The organism is Catenuloplanes japonicus (genome assembly GCF_000717135.1).
Lineage (GTDB): Bacteria > Actinomycetota > Actinomycetes > Mycobacteriales > Micromonosporaceae > Catenuloplanes > Catenuloplanes japonicus.
Genome location: NZ_JNXY01000022.1, coordinates 21,802 through 43,462, shown reverse-complemented (window position 1 = coordinate 43,462; position 21,661 = coordinate 21,802). Strand labels below are relative to the sequence as shown.

The 21,661-nt window shown below is 71.2% G+C and carries 23 protein-coding genes, 1 pseudogene and 1 riboswitch; of the genes and pseudogenes, 23 read left to right on the top strand and 1 reads right to left on the bottom strand.

The genetic code is table 11. The annotated features are described in order from the left end of the window. Nucleotides 1–54: 54 nt before the first annotated feature. The 18 genes from rpsH (at nucleotide 55) to truA (ending at nucleotide 11,950) form a co-directional block, all read left to right on the top strand. The gene (gene rpsH / locus OP04_RS27950; RefSeq protein WP_033342852.1) at nucleotides 55–462 is read left to right on the top strand and encodes a 30S ribosomal protein S8; all 408 of its coding nucleotides are present in this window, start codon (nucleotides 55–57) and stop codon (nucleotides 460–462) included. A 12-nt stretch (nucleotides 463–474) separates the two neighbouring features. After that, on the top strand, nucleotides 475–1,017 hold the full coding sequence (rplF, locus tag OP04_RS27945) for a 50S ribosomal protein L6 (protein WP_033342851.1): 543 nt from the start codon (nucleotides 475–477) through the stop codon (nucleotides 1,015–1,017). Beyond that, nucleotides 1,014–1,409 carry a 50S ribosomal protein L18 gene (rplR, locus tag OP04_RS27940; RefSeq protein WP_035086815.1) on the top strand — a complete coding sequence of 132 codons (396 nt, stop codon included), beginning with the start codon at nucleotides 1,014–1,016 and terminating at the stop codon, nucleotides 1,407–1,409. Before rplF ends, rplR begins: the two co-directional genes overlap by 4 nt. A gap of 12 nt (nucleotides 1,410–1,421) precedes the next feature. Next, nucleotides 1,422–2,045: a 30S ribosomal protein S5 gene (gene rpsE, locus OP04_RS27935; protein WP_033342850.1), complete on the top strand. Its 624-nt coding sequence runs from the start codon at nucleotides 1,422–1,424 to the stop codon at nucleotides 2,043–2,045. Between the two features lies 1 nt (nucleotide 2,046). Next, on the top strand, nucleotides 2,047–2,229 hold the full coding sequence (gene rpmD, locus OP04_RS27930) for a 50S ribosomal protein L30 (protein ID WP_033342849.1): 183 nt from the start codon (nucleotides 2,047–2,049) through the stop codon (nucleotides 2,227–2,229). Next, nucleotides 2,230–2,673, top strand: a complete 444-nt coding sequence (gene rplO / locus OP04_RS27925; RefSeq protein WP_035086812.1) for a 50S ribosomal protein L15 — start codon at nucleotides 2,230–2,232, stop codon at nucleotides 2,671–2,673. It abuts the gene before it with no gap. A 284-nt stretch (nucleotides 2,674–2,957) separates the two neighbouring features. Continuing rightward, nucleotides 2,958–4,289, top strand: coding sequence for a preprotein translocase subunit SecY (gene secY, locus OP04_RS27920; RefSeq protein WP_033342848.1), 1,332 nt, complete (start codon nucleotides 2,958–2,960; stop codon nucleotides 4,287–4,289). Between the two features lie 41 nt (nucleotides 4,290–4,330). Then, nucleotides 4,331–4,984, top strand: a complete 654-nt coding sequence (locus OP04_RS27915) for an adenylate kinase (RefSeq protein WP_033342847.1) — start codon at nucleotides 4,331–4,333, stop codon at nucleotides 4,982–4,984. A gap of 63 nt (nucleotides 4,985–5,047) precedes the next feature. Next, complete coding sequence (map, locus tag OP04_RS27910; protein WP_033342846.1) at nucleotides 5,048–5,893, top strand: type I methionyl aminopeptidase; 846 nt, start codon at nucleotides 5,048–5,050, stop codon at nucleotides 5,891–5,893. Between the two features lie 558 nt (nucleotides 5,894–6,451). Then, nucleotides 6,452–6,985: a DUF1707 SHOCT-like domain-containing protein gene (locus tag OP04_RS27905; RefSeq protein WP_232323762.1), complete on the top strand. Its 534-nt coding sequence runs from the start codon at nucleotides 6,452–6,454 to the stop codon at nucleotides 6,983–6,985. 240 nt (nucleotides 6,986–7,225) lie between these two features. Continuing rightward, complete coding sequence (gene infA, locus OP04_RS27900; RefSeq protein ID WP_007073013.1) at nucleotides 7,226–7,447, top strand: translation initiation factor IF-1; 222 nt, start codon at nucleotides 7,226–7,228, stop codon at nucleotides 7,445–7,447. A 114-nt stretch (nucleotides 7,448–7,561) separates the two neighbouring features. Beyond that, complete coding sequence (gene rpmJ, locus OP04_RS52075) at nucleotides 7,562–7,675, top strand: 50S ribosomal protein L36 (protein WP_085066825.1); 114 nt, start codon at nucleotides 7,562–7,564, stop codon at nucleotides 7,673–7,675. Between the two features lie 185 nt (nucleotides 7,676–7,860). Beyond that, complete coding sequence (gene rpsM, locus OP04_RS27895) at nucleotides 7,861–8,241, top strand: 30S ribosomal protein S13 (RefSeq protein ID WP_033342845.1); 381 nt, start codon at nucleotides 7,861–7,863, stop codon at nucleotides 8,239–8,241. A gap of 39 nt (nucleotides 8,242–8,280) precedes the next feature. Next, a complete protein-coding gene (rpsK, locus tag OP04_RS27890; protein ID WP_033342844.1) occupies nucleotides 8,281–8,688 on the top strand; it encodes a 30S ribosomal protein S11 in 408 nt (135 codons plus the stop codon). A gap of 16 nt (nucleotides 8,689–8,704) precedes the next feature. After that, nucleotides 8,705–9,331, top strand: a complete 627-nt coding sequence (rpsD, locus tag OP04_RS27885) for a 30S ribosomal protein S4 (protein ID WP_033342843.1) — start codon at nucleotides 8,705–8,707, stop codon at nucleotides 9,329–9,331. Between the two features lie 92 nt (nucleotides 9,332–9,423). Further along, entirely contained in the window at nucleotides 9,424–10,446 is a 1,023-nt protein-coding gene (locus OP04_RS27880) for a DNA-directed RNA polymerase subunit alpha (protein WP_033342842.1), read from the top strand. A 61-nt stretch (nucleotides 10,447–10,507) separates the two neighbouring features. Next, on the top strand, nucleotides 10,508–11,065 hold the full coding sequence (gene rplQ / locus OP04_RS27875) for a 50S ribosomal protein L17 (protein WP_033342841.1): 558 nt from the start codon (nucleotides 10,508–10,510) through the stop codon (nucleotides 11,063–11,065). A 69-nt stretch (nucleotides 11,066–11,134) separates the two neighbouring features. Beyond that, the gene (gene truA / locus OP04_RS27870) at nucleotides 11,135–11,950 is read left to right on the top strand and encodes a tRNA pseudouridine(38-40) synthase TruA (protein WP_033342840.1); all 816 of its coding nucleotides are present in this window, start codon (nucleotides 11,135–11,137) and stop codon (nucleotides 11,948–11,950) included. Here the strand turns inward: truA and OP04_RS53640 are convergent. Beyond that, nucleotides 11,940–13,466: a hypothetical protein gene (locus OP04_RS53640; RefSeq protein WP_157240443.1), complete on the bottom strand. Its 1,527-nt coding sequence runs from the start codon at nucleotides 13,464–13,466 to the stop codon at nucleotides 11,940–11,942. The two genes, truA and OP04_RS53640, sit on opposite strands and share 11 nt — an antisense overlap. Nucleotides 13,467–16,974: 3,508 nt before the next feature. Here OP04_RS53640 and OP04_RS27860 point away from each other — a divergent pair. The 5 genes and pseudogenes from OP04_RS27860 (at nucleotide 16,975) to thiS (ending at nucleotide 21,658) form a co-directional block, all read left to right on the top strand. Further along, complete coding sequence (locus OP04_RS27860) at nucleotides 16,975–17,583, top strand: class I SAM-dependent methyltransferase (RefSeq protein ID WP_033342934.1); 609 nt, start codon at nucleotides 16,975–16,977, stop codon at nucleotides 17,581–17,583. Nucleotides 17,584–17,631: 48 nt separating this feature from the next. Beyond that, nucleotides 17,632–19,308 carry an ABC-F family ATP-binding cassette domain-containing protein gene (locus OP04_RS27855; protein ID WP_033342839.1) on the top strand — a complete coding sequence of 559 codons (1,677 nt, stop codon included), beginning with the start codon at nucleotides 17,632–17,634 and terminating at the stop codon, nucleotides 19,306–19,308. A 112-nt stretch (nucleotides 19,309–19,420) separates the two neighbouring features. After that, nucleotides 19,421–19,529, top strand: a riboswitch (TPP riboswitch). After that, nucleotides 19,498–20,175 (top strand): annotated as a pseudogene (locus OP04_RS27850) (thiamine phosphate synthase); the annotation flags it as partial. It overlaps the preceding riboswitch by 32 nt. Nucleotides 20,176–20,321: 146 nt before the next feature. Further along, complete coding sequence (gene thiO / locus OP04_RS27845) at nucleotides 20,322–21,467, top strand: glycine oxidase ThiO (protein ID WP_051799205.1); 1,146 nt, start codon at nucleotides 20,322–20,324, stop codon at nucleotides 21,465–21,467. Next, nucleotides 21,458–21,658, top strand: coding sequence for a sulfur carrier protein ThiS (gene thiS / locus OP04_RS27840; RefSeq protein ID WP_033342838.1), 201 nt, complete (start codon nucleotides 21,458–21,460; stop codon nucleotides 21,656–21,658). Before thiO ends, thiS begins: the two co-directional genes overlap by 10 nt. Nucleotides 21,659–21,661 lie beyond the last annotated feature (3 nt).

The following is a 21,661-nucleotide window of genomic DNA, read 5'->3' as shown; positions in this document are numbered from 1 at the left end:
CCGTAGGCCCCGGCACATCGCCTGGGAACCCCGGCGAGAAAGGCTGACAAACCAATGACCATGACTGACCCGATCGCAGACATGCTGACGCGTCTGCGTAACGCCAACCAGGCGTATCACGACCGGGTGGCGATGCCCTACTCGAAGATCAAGGCGAACATCGCCGAGGTCCTCCAGGCCGAGGGTTACATCGCCAGCTGGTCCGTTGAGAACCCGGAAGAGGACGTCGTCGGCAAGAAGCTGGTGGTCGAGCTGAAGTACGGCTCGAGCCGCGAGCGCAGCCTCGCCGGTATCCGCCGGGTCTCCAAGCCCGGTCTGCGGGTGTACGCCAAGTCCCCGGAGCTGCCGCGCGTGCTCGGCGGCCTCGGCGTGGCGATCATCTCGACGTCCCAGGGGCTGCTCACCGACCGGCAGGCCCGCAAGCGAGGGGTGGGCGGGGAAGTCCTCGCCTACGTCTGGTGAGGAAGAGCTCTAATGTCGCGAATCGGACGTAAGTCGATCTCCGTGCCGGCCAACGTCGATGTCAAGATCGACGGCGCTGTGGTGACCGTGAAGGGCCCGAAGGGTGAGCTGTCGCACACCCTGGCCGAGCCGATCACCGCCCAGCGCGCTGACGACGGCACCATCGAGGTCAGCCGGCCCAATGACGAGCGCAAGGCGAAGGAGCTGCACGGCCTCAGCCGGACGCTCGTCGCCAACATGATCGTCGGCGTGACCGAGGGATACCGGAAGTCGCTGGAGATCAACGGCACCGGTTACCGGGTCACCGCGAAGGGCAACGACCTTGAGTTCGCTCTTGGTTTCTCGCACCCGGTGGTAGTGCAGCCCCCCGCGGGCATCAGCTTCACCGTCGAGCGCCCGACCCTGTTCCACGTGGCCGGCATCGACAAGCAGCTGGTGGGCGAGGTCTCCGCGAACATCCGCAAGATCCGTCCGCCGGAGCCCTACAAGGGCAAGGGTGTGAAGTACCAGGGCGAGGTCATCCGCCGTAAGGCTGGAAAGGCAGGCAAGAAGTGAGCGCCAAGCTGCTCAAGCGCCGCAACGGCGGCGGAGTCGCCGCGAAGCGGGCCGTGGGCCGTGCGCGTCGTCACTTCCGGCTGCGCACCGTCGTGCGTGGCACGGAGGAGCGTCCTCGCCTGGTCGTCACCCGCTCGCTGCGGCACATCACGGCCCAGGTCGTGGACGACAACAAGGGGCACACCCTCGCGTCGGCCTCGACGCTGGACGCCACCATCCGTGGCGGCGAGGGCGACAAGAGCGCCCTGGCCGGCAAGGTCGGCACGCTCCTCGCCGAGCGGGCCAAGGCCGCGGGTGTCAGCAAGGTCGTCTTCGACCGCGGCGGCAACAAGTACGCCGGGCGCATCGCCGCTCTGGCGTCGGCCGCCCGCGAAGCCGGACTCGAGTTCTAGGAAGGAAGACCAATGCCAGGTCAACAGCGCCGAGGCGGCGGGTCCGGTGGCTCTGAAGGTGGCGGCGGCCGTCGCGAGGGCCGCGGCCGGGACGGCGGCCGGGGCAACGCTCCGGCCGAGAAGACCCCGCACCTCGAGCGGGTCGTCGCGATCAACCGTGTTGCGAAGGTCGTCAAGGGCGGTCGTCGCTTCAGCTTCACCGCGCTCGTGATCGTGGGCGACGGCGACGGAACCGTCGGTGTCGGCTACGGCAAGGCCAAGGAGGTGCCCGCGGCGATTGCCAAGGGTGTCGAGGAGGCCAAGAAGCACTTCTTCAAGGTGCCGCGTATCGCCGCGTCCATCCCGCACCCGGTGCAGGGTGAGGACGCCGCCGGTGTCGTGCTCCTGAAGCCGGCCTCCGCCGGTACCGGTGTTATCGCCGGTGGCCCGGTGCGTGCCGTGCTGGAGTGCGCGGGCATCCACGACGTGCTCTCGAAGTCGCTGGGCTCGTCGAACCCGATCAACATCGTGCACGCGACCGTGGCGGCTCTGAAGATGCTCGAGTCGCCCGAGGCTGTCGCCGCGCGTCGTGGGCTGCCGGTGGAGGACGTTGCTCCGGCCGCCATGCTCGCCACGCGGGCCGGGGCGGGGGCCTGATATGGCACGCCTCAAGGTGACGCAGCTCCGGTCCACGATCGGTTGCAAGCACAACCAGCGCGAGTCGCTGCGGTCGCTTGGACTGAAGCGGATCAACGATGTGGTGGTCAAGGAGGATCGGCCGGAGATTCGCGGCATGATCTTCGCCGTGAACCACCTCGTGAAGGTCGAGGAGGTGGAGTAAATGGCCATCAGGATTCATGACCTCCAGCCGGCGCCCGGCTCCAAGAAGGCCAAGACCCGCGTTGGTCGCGGTGAGGGCTCGAAGGGCAAGACCGCCGGTCGGGGTACCAAGGGTTCCAAGGCCCGGAAGAACATCTCGGCTGCGTTCGAGGGTGGGCAGATGCCCATCCACATGCGCCTGCCGAAGCTGAAGGGCTTCAAGAACAAGAACAAGGTCGTCTTCCAGGTCGTGAACCTGGACCGCCTCGCCGAGCTGTTCCCGAACGGCGGCGAGGTCGGCCCGGACGAGCTGGCAGCGGCGGGCGCGGTTCGCCGCGGCCACCCGGTCAAGGTGCTCGGCACTGGCGACCTGAACGGCGTCGCGCTCCAGGTCAAGGCGGATGCGTTCAGCGCGTCTGCCAAGGAGCGGATCGCGGCCGCCGGCGGGTCGGCGACCGAGCTGTAGTTCGGACATGCGTACGAGGGTGCTGAATTCGCCTGCCGTTGGTGGGCGGATCAGCACCCTCGTCGTAGTGTCTGGTGGGGCATCGCTCCGTTAAAAGGGGTGGTGCGGTGTCGATTCGACTACGCCGTGCCGTTAATATCGGGGCCGGTGTATGTGCCCGGCCACGCTGACCGGATACGTCGCCGACTGTTAGAGTCCGTTTCCAGCCCATGGATACGCGGGTGTCGCAACCGGGACCCGCTCCGACCGCCACCGTGGCGGCTACCTCGCGCAGGAGGAAGAAGTTGCTCTCCGCCTTTCTCAGTGCGTTCCGCACGCCTGACCTGCGCAAAAAGCTGCTGTTTACAGTCGCCATCATCGCGGTCTACCGGCTCGGAGCCACACTCCCCAGCCCTGGCGTCTCGTTCAGCAACGTGCAGAAGTGCATCGACATCATGGAGAGCGGGGCTACCAGCGGCGTCTTCTCGCTGCTGAACCTGTTCTCGGGTGGCGCGCTCCTATCGCTCTCGGTCTTCGCGCTGGGCATCATGCCCTACATCACCGCGTCGATCATCCTTCAGCTCCTGACGGTGGTGATCCCGCGCCTGGAGCAGCTCCGCAAGGAGGGGCAGTCCGGGCAGGCGAAGATCACCCAGTACACGCGCTATCTGACGCTCGGCCTGGCAGTCCTGCAGTCCTCGGCCTTCGTGGCCCTGGCGCGGTCCGGCCAGCTGTTCAGCAACCAGTGCGACCAGTTCCCCATCGTGCCGGAGAACACCGGCCTGCCGATGTGGATCACGCTGGTGGCCCTGGTCATCACGATGACCGCCGGCACCGGTGTGGTGATGTGGCTCGGTGAGCTGATCACCGACCGTGGCGTCGGCAACGGCATGTCCGTTCTGATCTTCACCTCGATCGCGGCGCGCCTTCCCAGCGAGGGCTGGGCGATCAAGGAGTCCCGCGGCTGGGCCTGGTTCATCGCGGTCCTGGCGCTGGTCCTGCTGGTCATCACGCTGGTCGTCTTCATCGAGCAGGCACAACGCCGCATCCCGGTGCAGTACGCGAAGCGCATGATCGGCCGCAAGATGTACGGCGGAACGTCGACGTACATCCCGCTCAAGGTCAACCAGGCCGGTGTCATCCCGGTGATCTTCGCGTCCTCGCTGCTGTACCTGCCCCAGCTGATCCTGCAGTTCTTCGATCAGAACGATCCGGGTCCGGTCCAGTCCTGGGTGCAGAACAACATCGTCGACCCCGCGTCGTGGATCCACATCGTGATCTACTTCCTGCTGATCATCTTCTTCACGTACTTCTACGTCTCCATCACGTTCAACCCCACCGAGGTTGCGGAGAACATGAAGAAGTACGGCGGGTTTGTTCCGGGCATCCGCCCGGGGAAGCCGACGGCGGACTATCTTGACTTCATCCTTAGTCGGATCACGCTGCCCGGTTCGCTGTACCTTGGTGTGATCTCCATCCTGCCCAACTTCTTCTTCATCTGGCTCGACAACAACCAGTTCCAGAACTTCCCGTTCGGTGGCACCGCGGTGCTCATCATGGTTGGTGTGGGCTTGGAGACGGTGAAGCAGATCGAGAGCCAGCTCATGCAGCGGAACTACGAAGGGTTCCTGCGCTAGTGGGCGGGCGAAACGAGCGAGCGAGCCAGGGGGGCGCATAGGTGAGACTCGTACTGGTTGGTCCCCCCGGGGCGGGCAAAGGGACCCAGGCCGAGTTCATCGCCGCCCACCTGGCGGTGCCGAAGATCTCGACCGGTGACATCTTCCGGGCGAACGTGGCTCAGGGCACGCCGCTCGGCGTAGAGGCCAAGCGCTACATGGACGCCGGCCAGCTCGTCCCGGACGAGGTCACGATCAACATGGTCCGGGAGCGGCTGGCCGAGCCCGACTCGGCCGACGGCTTCCTGCTGGACGGGTTCCCGCGCACCACGCCCCAGGCGAACGCGCTGGACAAGCTGCTGGCGGACCTGGGCACCGGCCTGGACATCGTGCTGGAGCTCGTCGTCGACGACGACGAGGTCATCCGGCGACTGTCCGGCCGGCGCACCTGCCGTGGTTGCGGGAAGATCTGGCACGTCGAGTTCGACGCACCGTCGCGGGAGGACATCTGCGACCGGTGCGGCGGCGAGCTGTTCCAGCGCGACGACGACAAGGCCGAGACGATCGCGGAGCGGCTGCGGGTCTACGCCCGTGACACCGCACCGCTGGTCGACTACTTCGGGGCGCAGGGCAAGCTGGTGGGCATCGACGCCACCGGCCCGGTCGAGGACGTCACGGTCCGCGCGATCGACGCGCTGCGGTCCTACGGCGGCTGACCTAGCCCGGCCCAGGGCGTCGCTGAGCGGCGCCGTCACGTGCACGAGAGCAAGAGGGTACGCATGCGCCGCCAGCAGCTGAGGATTCAGCTGAAGACCACGGACCAGATAGTCAAGATGCGGGCCGCAGGGCTCGTCGTGGCCGAAGCGCTGGAGCGGATGCGTCAGGCGGTCGCGCCCGGTGTCTCCACCGGAGACCTGGACGCGATCGCCGAGTCCGTGATCAGGGATGCCGGGGCCGTGCCGTCCTTCAAGGGCTACCACGGTTACCCGGCCTCGATCTGCTCCTCGGTCAACGAGCAGATCGTGCACGCGATCCCGTCGGAGAAGCAGGTCCTCCAGGAGGGGGACCTGATCTCCATCGACTGCGGCGCGGTGCTGGACGGCTGGCACGGCGACTCCGCGATCACGGTCGGCGTCGGCGAGGTGCGGCCGGAGCTGCTGAAGATGGCCCAGGTCGCGGAGGACGCGATGTGGGCCGGTCTGGCCGCCGCGGCCCGTGGTGCCGCGTCCGGGCGGGGCAAGCTGTCCGACATCTCGTACGCGGTGGAGCGCGCGGTGCGCGCCGGTGGCCGCTACGGGATCGTCGAGGGGTACGGCGGGCACGGCATCGGCACCGAGATGCACCAGGACCCGCACGTGCTGAACTACGGGCGGCCGGGGCGGGGCATCTCGCTCACCAACGGCCTGTGCCTGGCGATCGAGCCGATGATCACGCTCGGCTCGCCGAAGTCGGTGGAGCTCTCCGACGGCTGGACCGTGATCACCCGGGACCGGTCGGTGGCCGCGCACGTCGAGCACTCGATGGCGCTGCTGGAGGACGGCATCTGGGTGCTGACCGCGGTGGACGGCGGCCGGGAGCGCCTGGGCGACCTGGTGACCGCGCGACAGCCCGCTGCGGCCGTCTGAATTGCCGTTCCCCGAGGTCTGGCGCCTCTCGGCCTGGCGAGCTTTTGCCGACAGGGTCGGATGCCGCGGCGCAGGCCGCTAAGTCACGAAATTTCGGGCACGGAGTGCCCGTTGATCGAGGCGGGCAAGACCGCGAAGCCTAAAAACCGGTAAATGCCGAAATTTCGGGCGCGCAGCGCCCCGGGTCATGCGAAGGGCGCGCAGCCTGCCGCAGGTCGTTCTGAGGCGCGGAGGCTTAAGAGCGGCTGTGCCGGCAGCTGGCACCCGTTGCGTGGCCTGCCGCCGCTGGTCGTTCTGGGTCCGGGAGGTGGGCGGGTGCACAGCCAGCCGCCGGTCGTTCTGAGGTCCGGGCGGGCAGGCGGGCCCGAGGACTGGCGGCACCCTCGGTGGCCACGGCCCCACCCGGCGGCGCGCGACGCGGCCGGACCGGCGCGGAGGCTGCCGCCGGCGCTTCTTCGCGCACGCGGGCCGGGTTCTCCGCGATGGCGGGGGCAGTGCCCAGGGCGTACCCACGGATGATCTTGATTTGGCTTGTCGGGCGGTGCCATGCTGGAACGCATGGGGCGCGAGGAGATGCGTGCGGCGGACGCTGATCGCGAGATGGTCGCGGAGCGGCTGCGGACCGCGCTCAACGAGGGCCGGATAGATCTGGCGGAGTTCGACGAGCGGTTGCAGCGGGCGTACGGCGCGAAGACCTACGGCGAGCTGGACGGGCTGCTGACCGATCTGCCCGGTGTGACGCCGCCGTCGGCGCAGCAGCTGGCGGTCCCGGCCGACAGTGCGGTGGAGTGGGCGCCGCGGCCGGACGGGCGCTATCCCACCGCGACCCGCCGCTGGCTGGCGGAGAACTGGACGCCGTGGGCCGCGACGTTCGGCATCACGTCGACGGTGTGGGCGGTCTCCGCGGTTGCGCAGGCCGACCTGACGTACTTCTGGCCGGCGTGGGTCGGCGGGCCGTGGGGCGCGGTGCTGGTGGTCGGCACGATCGCGGGCCTGGTGAACGGCGAGCCGCAGCGCTGGGCCGCGAAGCAGGCGCGTAAGGAGGCTCGCCGCCGCGAGAAGGCGCGCGAGATTCGTGATGACGATGAGTGATTCGTACCGTTAAATCCGGTTATAGGGGTGCCGCGACACACCCGACCGCGGGATACGTGACCTCGGTTTGGTGTCGATGTTACGTGCGGCGTACACTCGTTGATTGGCGCGCAGCGTCCACTCCGTCGTGTCCATCAGCGCTTCGATGGTCGAGGGAGCCGCGGCTGGCGTAGGACCCCACGGTCCTGCGAAACGGCGTTGTGTGCAAGTCCCATAACCGAACGTCAGGTAGCGGAGGATATGCCGAAGAAAGACGGAGCCATCGAGATCGAAGGCCGAGTGATCGAGCCACTGCCGAACGCAATGTTCCGGGTGGAGCTCGCCAACGGTCACAAGGTGCTGGCTCACATCAGCGGCAAGATGCGGCAGCACTACATCCGCATTCTGCCCGAGGACCGGGTCGTGGTGGAACTCTCTCCATACGATCTCACTCGTGGGCGCATCGTCTATCGGTACAAGTAGGGCCCACCGCTGACTGATCGACGGTTCGGGAAATCCCTGTGTCCGTCACCCGTGCCTCGCCGGGCGGCTGTTCTTGCCGCGTGGGGAACACGGATGAACCAGTAAAGGCGCACCGTGAAGGTCAAGCCGAGCGTCAAGAAGATCTGCAACAAGTGCCGCGTCATTCGCCGGCACGGCCGGGTCATGATCATTTGTGAAGACCCGCGCCACAAGCAGCGTCAGGGCTGATCTCTGGCGGTAGGGGCTCGACGCGTCCCCGCAGCACAACTTGATTGAGTCCGTTCCCGCCGCGATCCGTCGCGGCACACCCCCGGTCGGAGGCCGGGGCCCCGCCGGGCAGGCGCTGACGCGCCAGTGCGGGGGAGGGAACGGCGCAGACCTCCGCGAATAGAACACGAGGAGTACGCCCGCACATGGCACGTCTAGTCGGCGTCGACCTCCCCCGCGAAAAGCGGATGGAGATCGCGCTCACCTACATCTTCGGGGTCGGACGGACTCGCGCCGTCGAGGCGCTCGCCGCCACCGGCATCGACCCGAACAAGCGCGCCAAGGACCTCACCGATGAGGAAGTCGTGCAGCTGCGCGACTACATCGAGGGGAACTTCAAGGTAGAGGGCGACCTGCGCCGCGAGGTCGCCGCGGATATTCGCCGCAAGGTCGAGATCGGCTGCTACGAGGGCATCCGGCACCGCCGGGGTCTGCCGGTCCGCGGACAGCGGACCAGGACGAACGCGCGTACCCGCAAGGGTCCGAAGCGCACCGTCGCCGGCAAGAAGAAGCCCGGCAAGAAGTAGTAAGTCCCGATCTCACCCATATAGGAGCGCAGAGAACTTATGCCACCCAAGGCACGCGCTGGGGCCGCAGTCAAGAAGGTCCGGCGCAAGGAACGCAAGAACGTCGCCCACGGGCAGGCGCACATCAAGAGCACCTTCAACAACACCATCGTGTCCATCACGGACCCGACCGGTGCTGTCATCTCCTGGGCCTCGGCCGGCCAGGTGGGCTTCAAGGGCTCTCGCAAGTCGACTCCGTTCGCCGCGCAGATGGCCGCCGAGGCCGCCGCGCGTCGCGCGATGGAGCACGGCATGCGCAAGGTCGACGTGTTCGTGAAGGGCCCTGGCTCCGGCCGGGAGACCGCCATCCGTTCGCTGCAGGCCGTCGGCCTCGAGGTCGGACAGATCTCCGACGTCACGCCGCAGCCGCACAACGGATGCCGTCCGCCCAAGCGTCGCCGGGTCTGAGAGGTAGAGGAAGAAGATGGCTCGTTACACGGGTGCCGACTGCCGCCGCTGCCGGCGGGAGAAGATGAAGCTGTTCCTCAAGGGCAGCAAGTGCGACGGACCGAAGTGCCCCTTCGAGTCCCGTCCGTTCCCGCCCGGCCAGCACGGCCGTGGTCGGACCAAGGAGTCGGAGTACCTGCTCCAGCACCGCGAGAAGCAGAAGGCCCGCCGCGTCTACGGCGTGCTGGAGAAGCAGTTCCGCGGCTACTACGACGAGGCCGTCTCCAAGAAGGGCAAGACCGGTGAGGTCCTGCTCCAGATCCTGGAGACCCGTCTCGACAACGCCGTCTACCGGGCCGGCTGGGCCTCGTCGCGAGACATGGCGCGGCAGCTGGTCAAGCACGGTCACTTCCTGGTGAACGGCAAGAAGGTCGACATCCCGTCGTACCGGATCAAGGAGCACGACATCATCGAGGTCCGCGAGAAGTCTCGCGAGATGACCCCGTTCGTTGTCGCGTCGGCCCAGGCCGGCTCCCGCACGATCCCGGCGTGGCTGGAGTCGATCCCGAGCCAGTTCAAGGTTCTGGTCCACTCGCTCCCGAGCCGGCAGGTCATTGACACGCAGGTCCAGGAGCAGCTGATCGTCGAGCTTTACTCGAAGTAAGGCTGTTGTCCGGCGGCACCTCTCGCGGGGTGCCGCCGGTCGTCAAGTTTGGGCAGCAAATAGCGGCTGCCCCGAACGAAAGAAGAAGTTCTGTGCTTATCACCCAGCGGCCGGCCCTCTCCGAAGAGCCGATCAGCGAGACCCGCTCGAAGTTCATCATCGAGCCGCTCGAGCCCGGCTTCGGCTACACGCTCGGCAACTCGCTCCGGCGTACCCTGCTCTCCTCGATCCCGGGTGCGGCCGTCACCAGCATCAAGGTCGACGGCGTGCTGCACGAGTTCACCACGATCCCGGGCGTCAAGGAGGACGTGGTCGAGCTCGTCATGAACGTCAAGGAGCTGTGCGTCAGCTCCGAGCACGACGAGCCCGTCAGCATGTACCTGCGCAAGCAGGGTCCGGGCGACGTCACCGCGGGCGACATCCAGCCCCCGGCTGGCGTCTCGGTGCACAACCCCGACCTGAAGCTGGCCACGCTGAACGGCAAGGGCCGGCTCGACATGGAGCTGACCGTCGAGCGGGGCCGTGGTTACGTCACCGCCGCGCAGAACAAGCAGGCCGGTGCGGAGATCGGGCGGATCCCCGTCGACTCGATCTACACGCCGGTGATGAAGGTGACCTACCGCGTCGAGGCCACCCGTGTCGAGCAGCGCACGGACTTCGACCGGCTGATCATCGACGTCGAGACCAAGGCGTCCATCTCTCCGCGTACGGCGCTCGCGTCCGCCGGCTCGACCCTGGTCGAGCTGTTCGGTCTCTGCCGTGAGCTGGACGAGACCGCCGAGGGCATCGACATCGGGCCGTCCCCGCAGGACGCGCAGCTGGCGGCCGACCTGGCGCTCCCGATCGAGGAGCTGGACCTCACGGTCCGGTCGTACAACTGCCTCAAGCGCGAGGGCATCAACACCGTCGGCGAACTCATCGGTCGCACGGAAGCCGATCTTCTGGATATAAGGAATTTCGGTCAGAAGAGCATCGACGAGGTCAAGATGAAGCTGGCCGGCATGGGCCTGGGCCTGAAGGACTCCGCGCCCTCCTTCGACCCGACCAATGTCGTGGACTCGTTCGGCGAGGTCGACTACGACAGCGACGACTACCGCGAGACCGAGCAGCTGTAACTTTCCCCGCCGGCTCTGACGATCGCCGGCTTGAATCTGAAGCGAATCCGGGAGCACCGAAATGCCTTCGCCTACCAAGGGAGCCCGCCTCGGCGGCGGCCCCGCGCACGAGAAGCACATCCTGGCCAACCTGGCCACGGAGCTCTTCCGGCACGGGAAGATCAAGACCACCGAAGCCAAGGCCCGGCGGCTGCGTCCGCTGGCCGAGCAGCTCATCACCAAGGCCAAGCGCGGAGATCTTCACTCCCGCCGCCGGGTGCTGACCGTCGTCACCGACAAGGACGTGGTCTTCGAGCTGTTCGACAAGATCGCGCCGCGGTTCGAGAACCGCCCCGGTGGCTACACCCGGATCGTGAAGACCGGGCTGCGCCGTGGCGACGCCGCTCCGATGGCGATCATCGAGCTTGTCGAGGCGCTTGAGGTCGCGGCCGTCACCGGCCCGTCCAAGGCCGCCAAGAAGGCCGCGAAGCAGCAGGACAAGGTCGAGGCCCTGACCCGCGAGGACGACGCCCCGGTGGCGTCCGCCGACGCGGACCAGGACTCCGAGGCGCCGGTTTCGGCGTCCGGCGACAAGGACGCCGACGGTCCGGGCACGCAGGCCGAGGGCGACGACAAGTAAGTCTGTTTTTCCGCAGGGCCCGGTCTCCGTCATGGGGACCGGGCCCTGCTTCTAGATCAGGAGTTCTTGATGCCGCGGGTACGCCTGGACGTCGCCTACGACGGGACCGACTTCTCCGGCTGGGCGGTGCAACCGTCCCGGCGGACCGTCGCCGGCGCGGTGCTGGAGGCGCTGGGGCGGCTGTTCGGCGAGGTCACCGACTTCCGCATGGTCGTCGCCGGCCGGACCGACGCGGGCGTCCACGCGACCGGGCAGGTGTGCCACATCGAGTTGCCCGCCGAGTCCTGGCACGACCTGCAGCCCTCGCTGCTGCGGCGGCTCGCCGCGCTGCTCCCGGGCGACGTGCGCGTGCACGCGGCCACCGAGGTGCCGGACACGTTCGACGCGCGGTTCTCGGCCACGTTCCGCCGCTACCACTACCGGGTCACGGACGCGGTGCACGGCGCGGAGCCGCTGCGCCGGCACGACACGCTGGCCTGGCCGCGCACGCTCGACCCCGGGCTGCTCAACGCGGCCGCGGCCGGGCTGCTCGGGGAGCACGACTTCGCCGCGTTCTGCCGCCGCAAGGAGCACGCCACCACGGTACGGGCGATCAACCGCCTGGAGTGGGGCCGTGACCTCGACGGCGTGCTGGTCGCGACCGTGCAGGCGGACGCGTTCTGCCAGGCCATGGTGCGCAGCCTGGTCGGCGCGATGCTGCACGTCGGCGACGGCCGCCGCCCGCCGGAGTGGCCGGCCTCGCTGCTGCGGCTCACGGCGCGGTCGAGCGAGGTCACGGTCGCGCCCGCGCACGGGCTGACGCTGGTCGCGGTCGGCTACCCGGACGCCTCCGAGTTCGCGGCGCGCGCGGACGCGACGCGGAAGATCCGGACCCTCAGTTCGTGATCGGCTGCGTCGCCCGCTTCTCCAGCACGCCGTTGCGCAGGTGCAGCTCGACCATGTCGTAGAGGATCCGGCGCGCCTGCGGGTCACCATCGATGATCTTCTCGCCGTCCGCGCGCGCGATCACGCAGTACGCCAGGTAGTGGCCGCGGATGTTCCACCCGACCTGGGCGGACGACAGCTCCACCGCCTCCGTGCCGGCACCTGCGTTCATGCCGGAGAAGCGGCCCTTCTGGCCGTCGACCATCGCCTTGATCTGCTCATGCGCCCACTTCGCGCCGGTCTCGTCCTCAAGGTTGAACACGCCGGCCGTGACCAGGTAGCCGTCGTCCGGCGAGCGCATCGTGCCGCGCACCACCTGATTGCAGCCCAGATCGATGAGCAGCTGCGGAATCTCGCCGGCCGCGGCCTTGCCGCAGTCGTCCAGCTGCTCGGTCTTCAGCACGCGGTAGGGCTGCTCCTGCGCGGTGATCGCGATCGAATCGCCGGGGAACACCTCGTTCGTACTCAGCGGCTCACCGTCCACGCTCCGCGACGTGATGTCCCGGGGCTGCGCCGTGGCCTGCGGATTCGCGTTCGACGCCTGCGCGCCGCGGCCGTTGTTCCGCTCATCCGCCAGGATGAAGAACGAGCTCAGCCCGCACACGCCCACCAGGACCAGCACGGCCAGCGCGCCGACCAGCACCTGCCAGGGCTTCCGCGGCTCCGCCGCCGGCGCGGCCTTCTCCTCGGCCCCGCCCGTCGGCCGCTGCGGTGCCGCCGGGGCCGGGCTTTCAGGCTTTTCAGGCTGCGTGGGTACGACCGAGGGCGCCTTGATCCTGGCCACGGTGCTCGGCGGGCGGCCGGCCAGCGCGGTGCCGGGCGTCTGCGGTTCGTCGAGGTCGCCCGGGTGCTGCCGGGGCGCGCGATCCGGGCCGGGGCCGATGGCGAGCGCGCCGGAGCGGTGGCTGCCGGAGGCATCCGGGTGACCGGTGGCGGCCTCGGGACGACGGCCGGGCCGGTAGACGCCGGAGGGGTCCGGGCCGTGAGTGTCCGGGCCCTGGGCAGCGCCGAGGCGGATGCTGCCGGAGGCCTCGGGGACCTGGGCGTTGCCGGTCCGGATGCCGCCGGTCGTCTCGGGACGCTGCTGGCCGGGGCGGAACGCCGGGTTCGGGCCGTCGGCCGGGCGAACTGCGCCGGTCGGTGGGTGGACTGCCGGCGGGTGGGCTGCGCCGGTCGGCGGGGGCGGCGGGGAGCCTGGGCCGCGGACGGCGGCGGACGCGCGGCCGGGCGGCTGAGCGCGTCCGGCCTGACCGGGTCGTCCTGGTAGCTCGGGCCGCGCGGGGACGGATGCTCCGCCGCGCGCGGGGGGAACCGGTGCGCCGCCGGAGACGGGGGCGTTCCCGGAGGCCGAGACGGGCCCGGACGTTTGGGCGTGCCCGGCTGCTTGGCTGTGTGTGGCTGCTTGGCCGTGCCCGGCTGTGTGGGCTTGTCCGGAGACCGCGGGGCTGCCGCCGGCCGGTCCGGCACCGGGGGACATGCGGCCGGCCGCGCCCTGCGGCGGCCTTGCGGAGCCCTGTGCCGGGCGATCGGCGGGCTGTCCGGGGTGCTGTGGGCCCTGAGTGTTCTTGGACCCCTGAGAGCTTTGAGGACGGTCGGCCGACGGTGGCGGGGTACGCGCGCCCGACGGGCCGGCGACGTCGTGCGGTACCTGCGAGGGGATCGCGGCCCGTCCGGGACGACCGTTCTGACCCGCGCGGTGATCGTTCTCGGATCCGGGCGGCGTGGTGGCGCGCCCGTCACGCGGCCGCAGGTGTCCCGCCGCGTTCCGGTCGCCGAGCGAGTCGGGTCCGCTGCCACGCCGCTCGACGGGCGGACTGTTCCACGGTCCGGCGCCACGGTCGGCCTGGTCGCCGCCCTGCGCCCGCTCCTCCGCGGCCGAGAACCGCCCACGCGGATCATGTCCCTGCGGCCCGCCGCTCCGGCCCGGCGGCGCCGACCAGGCGGCCGGCATCCCGGCGGCTCCAGCGGTGCGGGCGGTCCGATGGCCGGTATCGGCCTCACTCCGCCCCGGCGGCCCGCCGACGGCACGACGCACCGACGGATCGTCGGCCGCACGGCGCCCCGCGGGCTCGTCGGACGTGCGCCGACCAGCAGATTCGGCAGCCGCGCGTCGTCCTGCGGTGTCGTCGCCCGCGCGTCGCCCGGTGGCATCCTCTGCTGCCCGCCGTCCGGCCGGAGCCTCAGGCAGGGCCCGGCGGCCGGACATCGTCTCTGGGCCGCCGGCAGCCGAATCCTGCGCTCCACGCTGTCCGGGCGCGGCGCCGGAGAGCGGGTGGGGTCCCTGAGGGCCATGCTGTCCCGGTGCGGCGCCGGAGGGCGAGTTCGATTCCTGCGCTCCACGCTGTCCCGGTGCGGCGCCGGAGAGCGGGTATGGGCCGGATCCTTGAGATCCACGCTGCCCGGGTGCGGTGCCGGGGAGCGGGTGCGGGTCGGATACGCCCGATCCGGGCGCGGCTCGGCGGCCCGCCGCAGGCTGCGACGGCGCGTGCGGTCCACCGCTTGTGCGGCCCCCGAATACCGCGTCGGGCAATGCGTGCGAGCCGCTGGCTCCCGGCTCGGGCGCCGCGCGTCGGCCGGACGCGGTCTCGGGCAGCGTGTGAGAACCGCTCGCGCCGGGCGGCGGCGAGACACGGCGGCCGGAGGAGGCCTCGGCCTCGGTGCGGGACCCGCTCGCTCCGAGCGGCTGAGCTGCTCGTCGGCCGGACGCGGCTTCGGGCAGAGCATGGGACCCGCTGGCCCCGGGCTCGGGTGCCGCCCGTCGGCCGGGCCCGGCCCCGGGCAGCGCGTGCGAGCCGCTGGCGCCCGGCTCAGGTGCGGCACGTCGCCCGGACGGTCCGTCCGGCAGCGTGTGCGAGCCGGACGTGTCCGGCTCCGGTGCGGCGCGCCGGCCCGACGCGGCCGAGGGCAACGCGTGCGGACCGCTCGCGCCGGGCTCCCGGGCGGCGCGCCGCCCGGTCGGCTCGTTCTCCGACGCAGCCCGACGGCCGCCCGGCATCCGGTTGCCACCGGAATCGCCTGGCGACAGCCGCCAGGATCCGCTTGCGGCGTCGTCGGGTGTCGCGCGTCTGCCGGTCCGGTCTTCGTCCGGAGCCGCCCGTCGCCCACCGGGTGTCCGGTTCGCACCGGAATCGCCAGGCGAGAGCTGCCAGGATCCGCTTGCGGCGTCGGCCTCACCGTCGTCGGGTGTCGTGCGTCTGCCGGTCCGGTCTTCGTCCGGAGCCGCCCGCCGCCCGCTCGGCTTCCGGCTGCCACCGGAATCGCCTGCCGAAAGCTGCCACGAGCTGCTTGGGGATCCGGCCTCGCTGTCATTGGGCGCCGCACGTCTGCCGGTCCGGCTCTCGTCCGGAGCCGCCCGCCGACCGCCCTGGGTCGGGGCGCTGCCGGAGGACTCCGGCGACCCCTGCCACCCGCCGCCGGTAGCAGCGCTGTCGGCGGCGCGTCGGCCCGCGGCCGGGGGAGGATCCTGTGGTGCTGCTCGCCGGCCCCTCGGCGGCTCCGGATCGTGGTCGGGCGCGGTGCGGCGTCCGCCGGGAGGCGAGGACCACGCGGTGTCCGGGGCGGCTCTGCGGCCGGCGGGCCCGTCATCCGGCGCGGCGCGGCGTGCAGTGCCAGGCGGCTCGTCCGCGCTGCGACGCCCCGGCGTGGCCGAATCGTCCAGGCGCGCCCGCCGGCCTGCGGGAGCCGCCTCCTCGGAGGCCGCCCGGCGCGCGGCGATGGGCGACTCACCCGAGGTCCCGCGCGGGACAGCGAGCCGGTCCGCGGGGATCGCCCTGTCCGGCAGCGCGCGCCCGTCCGCGGAGGAGGTGCCGGGGAAAGCGGGGGAGCCCTCTTCCCCGGGGAACCCGCGACGCCCGGCCGGGGCCGTCCTGTCCGGGAACCCACGTTGCCCGGCGGGGACGGCATCGCCGGGAACTGCCGTGTGCGGCTGGTCCGGTAGTGCGCGGCGGCCTGCCGCGGCAGCGTCGCCTGAGGCCGTGGTGAGGGGAAGCCCGCGTCGCCCGCCGGGAACCGCAGTCAGTGGCTGGTCCGGCAGCGCGCGGCGGCCCGCGGCGACGGCGCCGTCCGAGATGCCGCGCCGAACGGCGGGGGCCGTTTCGTCGGGTCGGGCGAGGCCGGCAGCGGCGTCTCCCGGTGCGGCGCGTCGCCCGGACGGCCCGTTTCCGGCTGCCTGCCGGATGAAGGCCGCGGCGTCGTCCCGGGTCGTCTGATGGTCGCCGAGCGCCGGAACCGGCGTGACGGTGTGTCCCGGAACCTCTGGCGCGGCCGGCCGCCCCGCACCACCCTGGCCGGCCGATCCGGCGCCGACGGCCGGCGCGGAAGCCGATTCCGGCGCAGCCCGGCGCCCTGTGCCCTGGCCTGCCGGCCCGGAACCGTAACCCGGCCCTGAATCGGACCTCGGCCCGGACCCGGGCTCCGGTGCGGCCCGGCGCCCTGCCGGAGGCTCGGCCCTGAGCGGACCCTGTTCCCCGGCCGGAGTGCCCGCCGGACTCTGCGGTGACAGCCCTGGAAGCCCCGCTCCTGACGGCGCCGAGAGGCCGGCGATCAGCCCGGGAGCCGCATCGCCACCGGCGAGTCCACCGCCGGACGGCTCGGCGCGCCGGCGGCCGCCGGGTGCCTCGGGCGCGCGCCGCCGACCGCCGGCGGGGGCGGCCTCCGGATCGTCGTACGAAGGCCAGTAGTCCGAGGCCGCACCACGGCGGCCGGGAGGCGCGCCACGGTCGGTGTCCCAGAGTTTGACGTCGGGGCCGGGGGCGTTGAGGGCGGACCACTCGGCGCGGCGCGAGCGGGGTTCGTGTTCCGCGGGTGGGCGGCCGTCCTCCGCCTCGCCGTGCTGCCCGTACGCCATGTCGCACAGGGTAATGGACATTCCGGCCCACGCGCCTCTATCCACATAGCGCGCCAGTCGACAGATTGGACAATTTGCTCTATCCGGGCGGTGGAGGGTGGGTTCAGATGGTCTTGGGCGGGAGGGAAGAATGCGGGGCGTGACCGCCGAGCATTACTTCAGCGCTGAGCCCGCCGCCCCCGCGGAGCGGCACGAGGTGTCGTTCACCGTCCAGGGGCGGGACTACGCCCTCGTCGCAGCGCGTGGCGTGTTCTCGGCGGCCCGGCTGGACCCCGGAACCGCCGTTCTGCTCAAAAAGGCATTCCTCCCCGAACCGGACACATCCGGATCGTTCCTCGATCTCGGGTGCGGCTTCGGCCCGATCACGGCCGTGCTGGCGGCCGAGGTGCCGTCCGCGACCGTCTACGCGGTGGACGTCAACGCGCGCGCCCGCGAGCTCACGGCCGAGAACGCGAAGCGACTCGGCGCGTCGGACCGGGTCCGGGTGGGCACCCCTGACGACGTACCCCCTGATGTGGTTTTTGATCAGATCTGGAGCAACCCGCCGATCCGCGTCGGCAAGGCGGAGCTGCACGAGATGCTCACGCGCTGGCTGCCGCGGCTCGCGCCGCACGGAGTGGCCTGGCTGGTCATCGCGCGGCACCTGGGCGGCGACTCGCTGCACCAGTGGCTGGTGGACCTCGGCTGGGAGGTCGAGCGGCACGCGAGCCAGAAGGGCTACCGCGTGCTGCGGGTCAGCCGCCCGTAACAGAAAAACCGCTGGTCGACGCCGTACTGAATCGGAGATTATCCGCCCGTGGGATATGTGGACGTGGCCGGAGCGGGACACACGCTGGCCGATGGGCGGGTGCTGTTCGAGGACGTCTCGTTCCGCGTCGGCGAAGGTGCCAAGATCGCGCTCGTGGGGCCGAACGGGGCCGGCAAGACGACGCTGCTGCGCATGATCGCCGGGGACCTGGCGGTGCAGGAGGGCGCGATCGCGCGGGTCGGCGGCCTCGGCGTGATGCGCCAGTTCATCGGCATGATCGCGGACGAGACGACGCTCGGCGGGCTGGCGCTGTCGCTCTCCCCGCCGGCGCTGCGCGAGGCCGGCGCACGTCTGGCCACGGCGGAGACCGCCATGCACCGCGCGGAGAGCGACGGCGCGTTACAGGCCACGATCGAGAAGACCCAGATGGGGTACGCCTCCGCGCTGGCAGCCTGGGGCGAGGCCGGCGGATACGACGCCGAGGTCACGTTCGACACCGCCAGCGTCGCCGCGCTCAAGCTCCCGTGGGACGGCGTCCGTGACCGCCCGGTCGCCACGCTCTCCGGCGGCCAGCAGAAGCGGTTCGCGCTGGAGTTGCTGCTGCGTGGCACGGACGAGGTGCTGCTGCTGGACGAGCCGGACAACTTCCTCGACGTGCCCGGCAAACGCTGGCTGGAGGCGCGGCTGCGCGAGTCCGGCAAGTCGGTGCTCTACGTCTCGCACGACCGGGAACTGCTGGCCCAGACCGCGGACCGGGTGGTCGCGGTCGAGGGCGGCGGCGCGTGGACGCATCCGGGCGGGTTCGCCAGCTGGCACGCCGCGCGCGGCGCCCGGCACGAGCGGATGGAGGAGGCCCGGCGGCGCTGGGACGAGGAGCACGTCAAGCTGCGCGAACTCGTGCTGACGCTGAAGAACAAGGCCGCGTTCAACGACGGGCTGGCGTCGCGCTATCAGGCGGCGCAGACCCGGTTGCGCAAGTTCGAGGAGGCGGGCGCGCCGCCGCTGCCGCCGAAGGACCAGGACATCGCGATGCGGCTCGGCGGCGGGCGCACCGGCAAGCGCGCGATCGTCTGCGAGCAGCTGGAGATGGACGGGCTGACGTACCCGTTCGACCTGGAGATCTGGTACGGCGACCGGGTGGCCGTGCTCGGCGCGAACGGCACCGGGAAGTCGCACTTCCTGCGCCTGCTCGCGCGCGGCGGCACCGACCCGGAGCCGGACAGCATGCCGATCTCCGGCACGGCGCTGGAACCGGTCCCGCACGGCGGTGTGGCCCGGCTCGGCGCCCGCGTGCGGCCCGGCCACTTCTCGCAGACGCACGACCGTCCTGAGCTGCGCGAACGTACCCTGGTCGAGATCCTCTGGCGTGGTGACGAGCACCGTTCCGGCATGGACCGGCACGGCGCGATGCGGGTGCTCAACCGGTACGAGCTGGCCGCGCAGGGCGATCAGCGGTTCGGCACGCTCTCCGGCGGCCAGCAGGCGCGCTTCCTGGTGCTGCTGCTGGAGCTGTCCGGCGCCACGTTGCTGCTGCTCGACGAGCCGACGGACAACCTGGACCTGGCGTCCGCGGAGGCGCTGGAGGAGGGCCTGAAGGCGTTCGACGGCACGGTCCTGGCGGTCACGCACGACCGCTGGTTCACGCGCTCGTTCGACCGGTTCGTGCTGTTCCAGGGGGACGGCGAGGTCGTCGAGACGCCGGAGCCGGTCTGGGACGTGGCCTGACCGCGCCCGCGCGATTCTGGCCGCGCCCGGCCGGCGTGCGCAAGGTTCTGAGCGCTGCGTCACGGGACTTTACGTCTCCGTAATCGTCGGCGTATGGTCGGCCACGGAACACAACAAACCCCACGGGAGTCCGGTGCACCGGGCTGAGAGGGGGGCTGCAGCCCCCGACCGTCGAACCTGATCCGGGTCATGCCGGCGCAGGGAGGAGTGGACGATGTGGACTCGACCCTAGGACGACTGCATCTCATCACCGACACACGTCCCGGACGGGATCCGATCGGATGCGTGCGTGCCGCGCTGACCGCCCATGCGAGCGCGGGCGAGCGCGTCCGTGCCACGGCGGGGCCGCTCGTCGTGCAGGTGCGCGTGGAGGACGACGCGACCGATCGCGACGCCTACGACCTCGCGGTCCGCGTCCGTGAGCTGTGCGCGGCGGCCGGTGCGACCTGCCTGGTCAACGACCGGTTGCACGTGGCGGTCGCGGCGGGTGCGGCCGGCGGGCACGTGGGCGCGCTGGACCTTCCGGTCACGGCGGCGCGGCGCGTGCTCGGGCCGGACGCGATCCTCGGCGCGACCGCGCGGGTGGCTGCCTCCGGGCTGGCCGCGGCGGTGGACGGAGCGTCCTATCTGGGCGTCGGCCCCTGCTATCTGACCAGCACGAAGACCGGGCTGCCCACGCCGCTCGGACCGGGCGGGCTCGCGCTGGTCGCGGCCGCGGTGCCGATTCCGGTGATTGCGATCGCGGGTGTGACGCGGGAGCGGGTGGCCGAGCTGGTCGCGGCGGGCGCACACGGGGTGGCGGTGGTCGGCGCGGTCAGCGGCGCGGCGGACCCGGGCCGGGCGGTGTCGGAGCTTCTCCAGGAGCTGGCCGCCGCCGCACCGAATGCAGCTCCCGCACCGAATGTGGCTGCCGCACCGAACGTCGGCGTTCGGCAGAAGGACGGCGCACCGCAGGACACCGGTGTTCCGCAGCGCGTCGGCGTCGTGCGGAACGACGGCCGAGGGGGCGTGGCATGAGCATCGGACGGCGGGCGGGGCGGGTGGATCTCGGGATCGTCGGCGGCGGGCCGATCGGGCTGGCCGTCGCGTGGCGGTGTGCGCAACGTGGCCTGGACGTGGCGGTCTACGACGACGCGACGCCGGAGGACGGGCAGCGGCCGCCGGCCCGGAAGGCGATCGGCGAACGGACCGGCGCGTGGGAGGTCGCGGCCGGCATGCTGGCGCCGGTCGGGGAGTCCTGCTTCGGTGAGCCGGAGCTGACCGCGCTGCTGACCGACTCCGCCGCGCGCTGGCCCGGGTTCGCCGCGGAGCTGGAGGCGGCCGCGAGCGCGGAGGTCGGATACCGGGCCGAGGGCACGCTGGTCGTGGCGCTCACCGCGGATGACCTGGCGGCGGCGGTGCGGATCACGGCGTACCAGCGCGATCTGGGTCTGGGGATCGACCGCCTGACGCCGTCGGCGCTGCGCGAACTGGAGCCGGTGCTGAGCCCGAGGGTGCGTGGCGGCGCGCTGGCGCCCGGCGATCACCAGGTCGACCCGAGGCGGCTGACGTCCGCGCTGCGGATCGCGGCCGGGCGTGCGGGCGTGCGGTTCGTGCGCCGGCGCGTTGCGGACGTGTGCGAGGTGTATGCGGACCGGGTGGTGGTCGCGGCCGGCTGCGGTGCGGCACGGCTGACCGGGCTGCCGGTGCGTCCGGTCCGGGGTGAGGTGCTGCGGCTGCGCGCACCCGGCGGTGACCCGGGCTTCCGGCACGTGATCAGGGGGTACGCGGACGGCCGCGAGATCTACCTGGTGCCGAGGCGGGACGGCGAGGTGGTGCTGGGTGCGACGTCGCACGAGCGGGCGGACGGCGCCGTGACCGCGGGCGGCGTGCTGGAGCTGCTGCGCGCGGCCGCGGACCTGATCCCGGAGATCGAGGAGTACGCGCTGGTGGAGGCGCAGTCCGGCGCACGACCGGGCACACCGGACAACCGGCCGATCCTGGGCGGGTGGCGGACGGGTTCGCGCGAGGTGGTGGTGGCGACCGGCCACTACCGGCACGGGATCCTGCTGACCCCGGTCACGGCTGACCTGATCGCGGGGCTGCTGGTGGACGGCGTGGCGTTGCCGGACGCGTTCGAGGCGGCCAGATTCACGGAACGGAGGGTGGCATGCGCGTGACGGTGAACGGCGACGACCGAGATCTCGCGGGACGAACGACGGTCGCGGACGCGGTGGTGGAGCTGACCGGGCTGCGTCGGGGCGTGGCGGTCGCGGTGAACGGTGAGGTGGTGCCGCGCGGGCAGTGGGCGGAGACGCCGCTGGCCGACGGGGACCGCATCGAGGTGCTCAGCGCGGCGCAGGGCGGGTGATGA

What these genes read in the sequence shown, in the direction of transcription:
- rpsH (WP_033342852.1), top strand. Translation starts at nt 55, where the DNA reads ATGACCATGACTGACCCGATCGCAGACATGCTGACGCGTCTGCGTAAC.
- rplF (WP_033342851.1), top strand. Translation starts at nt 475, where the DNA reads ATGTCGCGAATCGGACGTAAGTCGATCTCCGTGCCGGCCAACGTCGAT.
- rpsE (WP_033342850.1), top strand. Translation starts at nt 1,422, where the DNA reads ATGCCAGGTCAACAGCGCCGAGGCGGCGGGTCCGGTGGCTCTGAAGGT.
- rpmD (WP_033342849.1), top strand. Translation starts at nt 2,047, where the DNA reads ATGGCACGCCTCAAGGTGACGCAGCTCCGGTCCACGATCGGTTGCAAG.
- rplO (WP_035086812.1), top strand. Translation starts at nt 2,230, where the DNA reads ATGGCCATCAGGATTCATGACCTCCAGCCGGCGCCCGGCTCCAAGAAG.
- map (WP_033342846.1), top strand. Translation starts at nt 5,048, where the DNA reads ATGCGCCGCCAGCAGCTGAGGATTCAGCTGAAGACCACGGACCAGATA.
- OP04_RS27905 (WP_232323762.1), top strand. Translation starts at nt 6,452, where the DNA reads ATGGGGCGCGAGGAGATGCGTGCGGCGGACGCTGATCGCGAGATGGTC.
- infA (WP_007073013.1), top strand. Translation starts at nt 7,226, where the DNA reads ATGCCGAAGAAAGACGGAGCCATCGAGATCGAAGGCCGAGTGATCGAG.
- rpsM (WP_033342845.1), top strand. Translation starts at nt 7,861, where the DNA reads ATGGCACGTCTAGTCGGCGTCGACCTCCCCCGCGAAAAGCGGATGGAG.
- rpsK (WP_033342844.1), top strand. Translation starts at nt 8,281, where the DNA reads ATGCCACCCAAGGCACGCGCTGGGGCCGCAGTCAAGAAGGTCCGGCGC.
- rpsD (WP_033342843.1), top strand. Translation starts at nt 8,705, where the DNA reads ATGGCTCGTTACACGGGTGCCGACTGCCGCCGCTGCCGGCGGGAGAAG.
- rplQ (WP_033342841.1), top strand. Translation starts at nt 10,508, where the DNA reads ATGCCTTCGCCTACCAAGGGAGCCCGCCTCGGCGGCGGCCCCGCGCAC.
- truA (WP_033342840.1), top strand. Translation starts at nt 11,135, where the DNA reads ATGCCGCGGGTACGCCTGGACGTCGCCTACGACGGGACCGACTTCTCC.
- OP04_RS53640 (WP_157240443.1), bottom strand. Translation starts at nt 13,466, where the DNA reads ATGTCCCCCGGTGCCGGACCGGCCGGCGGCAGCCCCGCGGTCTCCGGA.
- thiO (WP_051799205.1), top strand. Translation starts at nt 20,322, where the DNA reads ATGAGCATCGGACGGCGGGCGGGGCGGGTGGATCTCGGGATCGTCGGC.
- thiS (WP_033342838.1), top strand. Translation starts at nt 21,458, where the DNA reads ATGCGCGTGACGGTGAACGGCGACGACCGAGATCTCGCGGGACGAACG.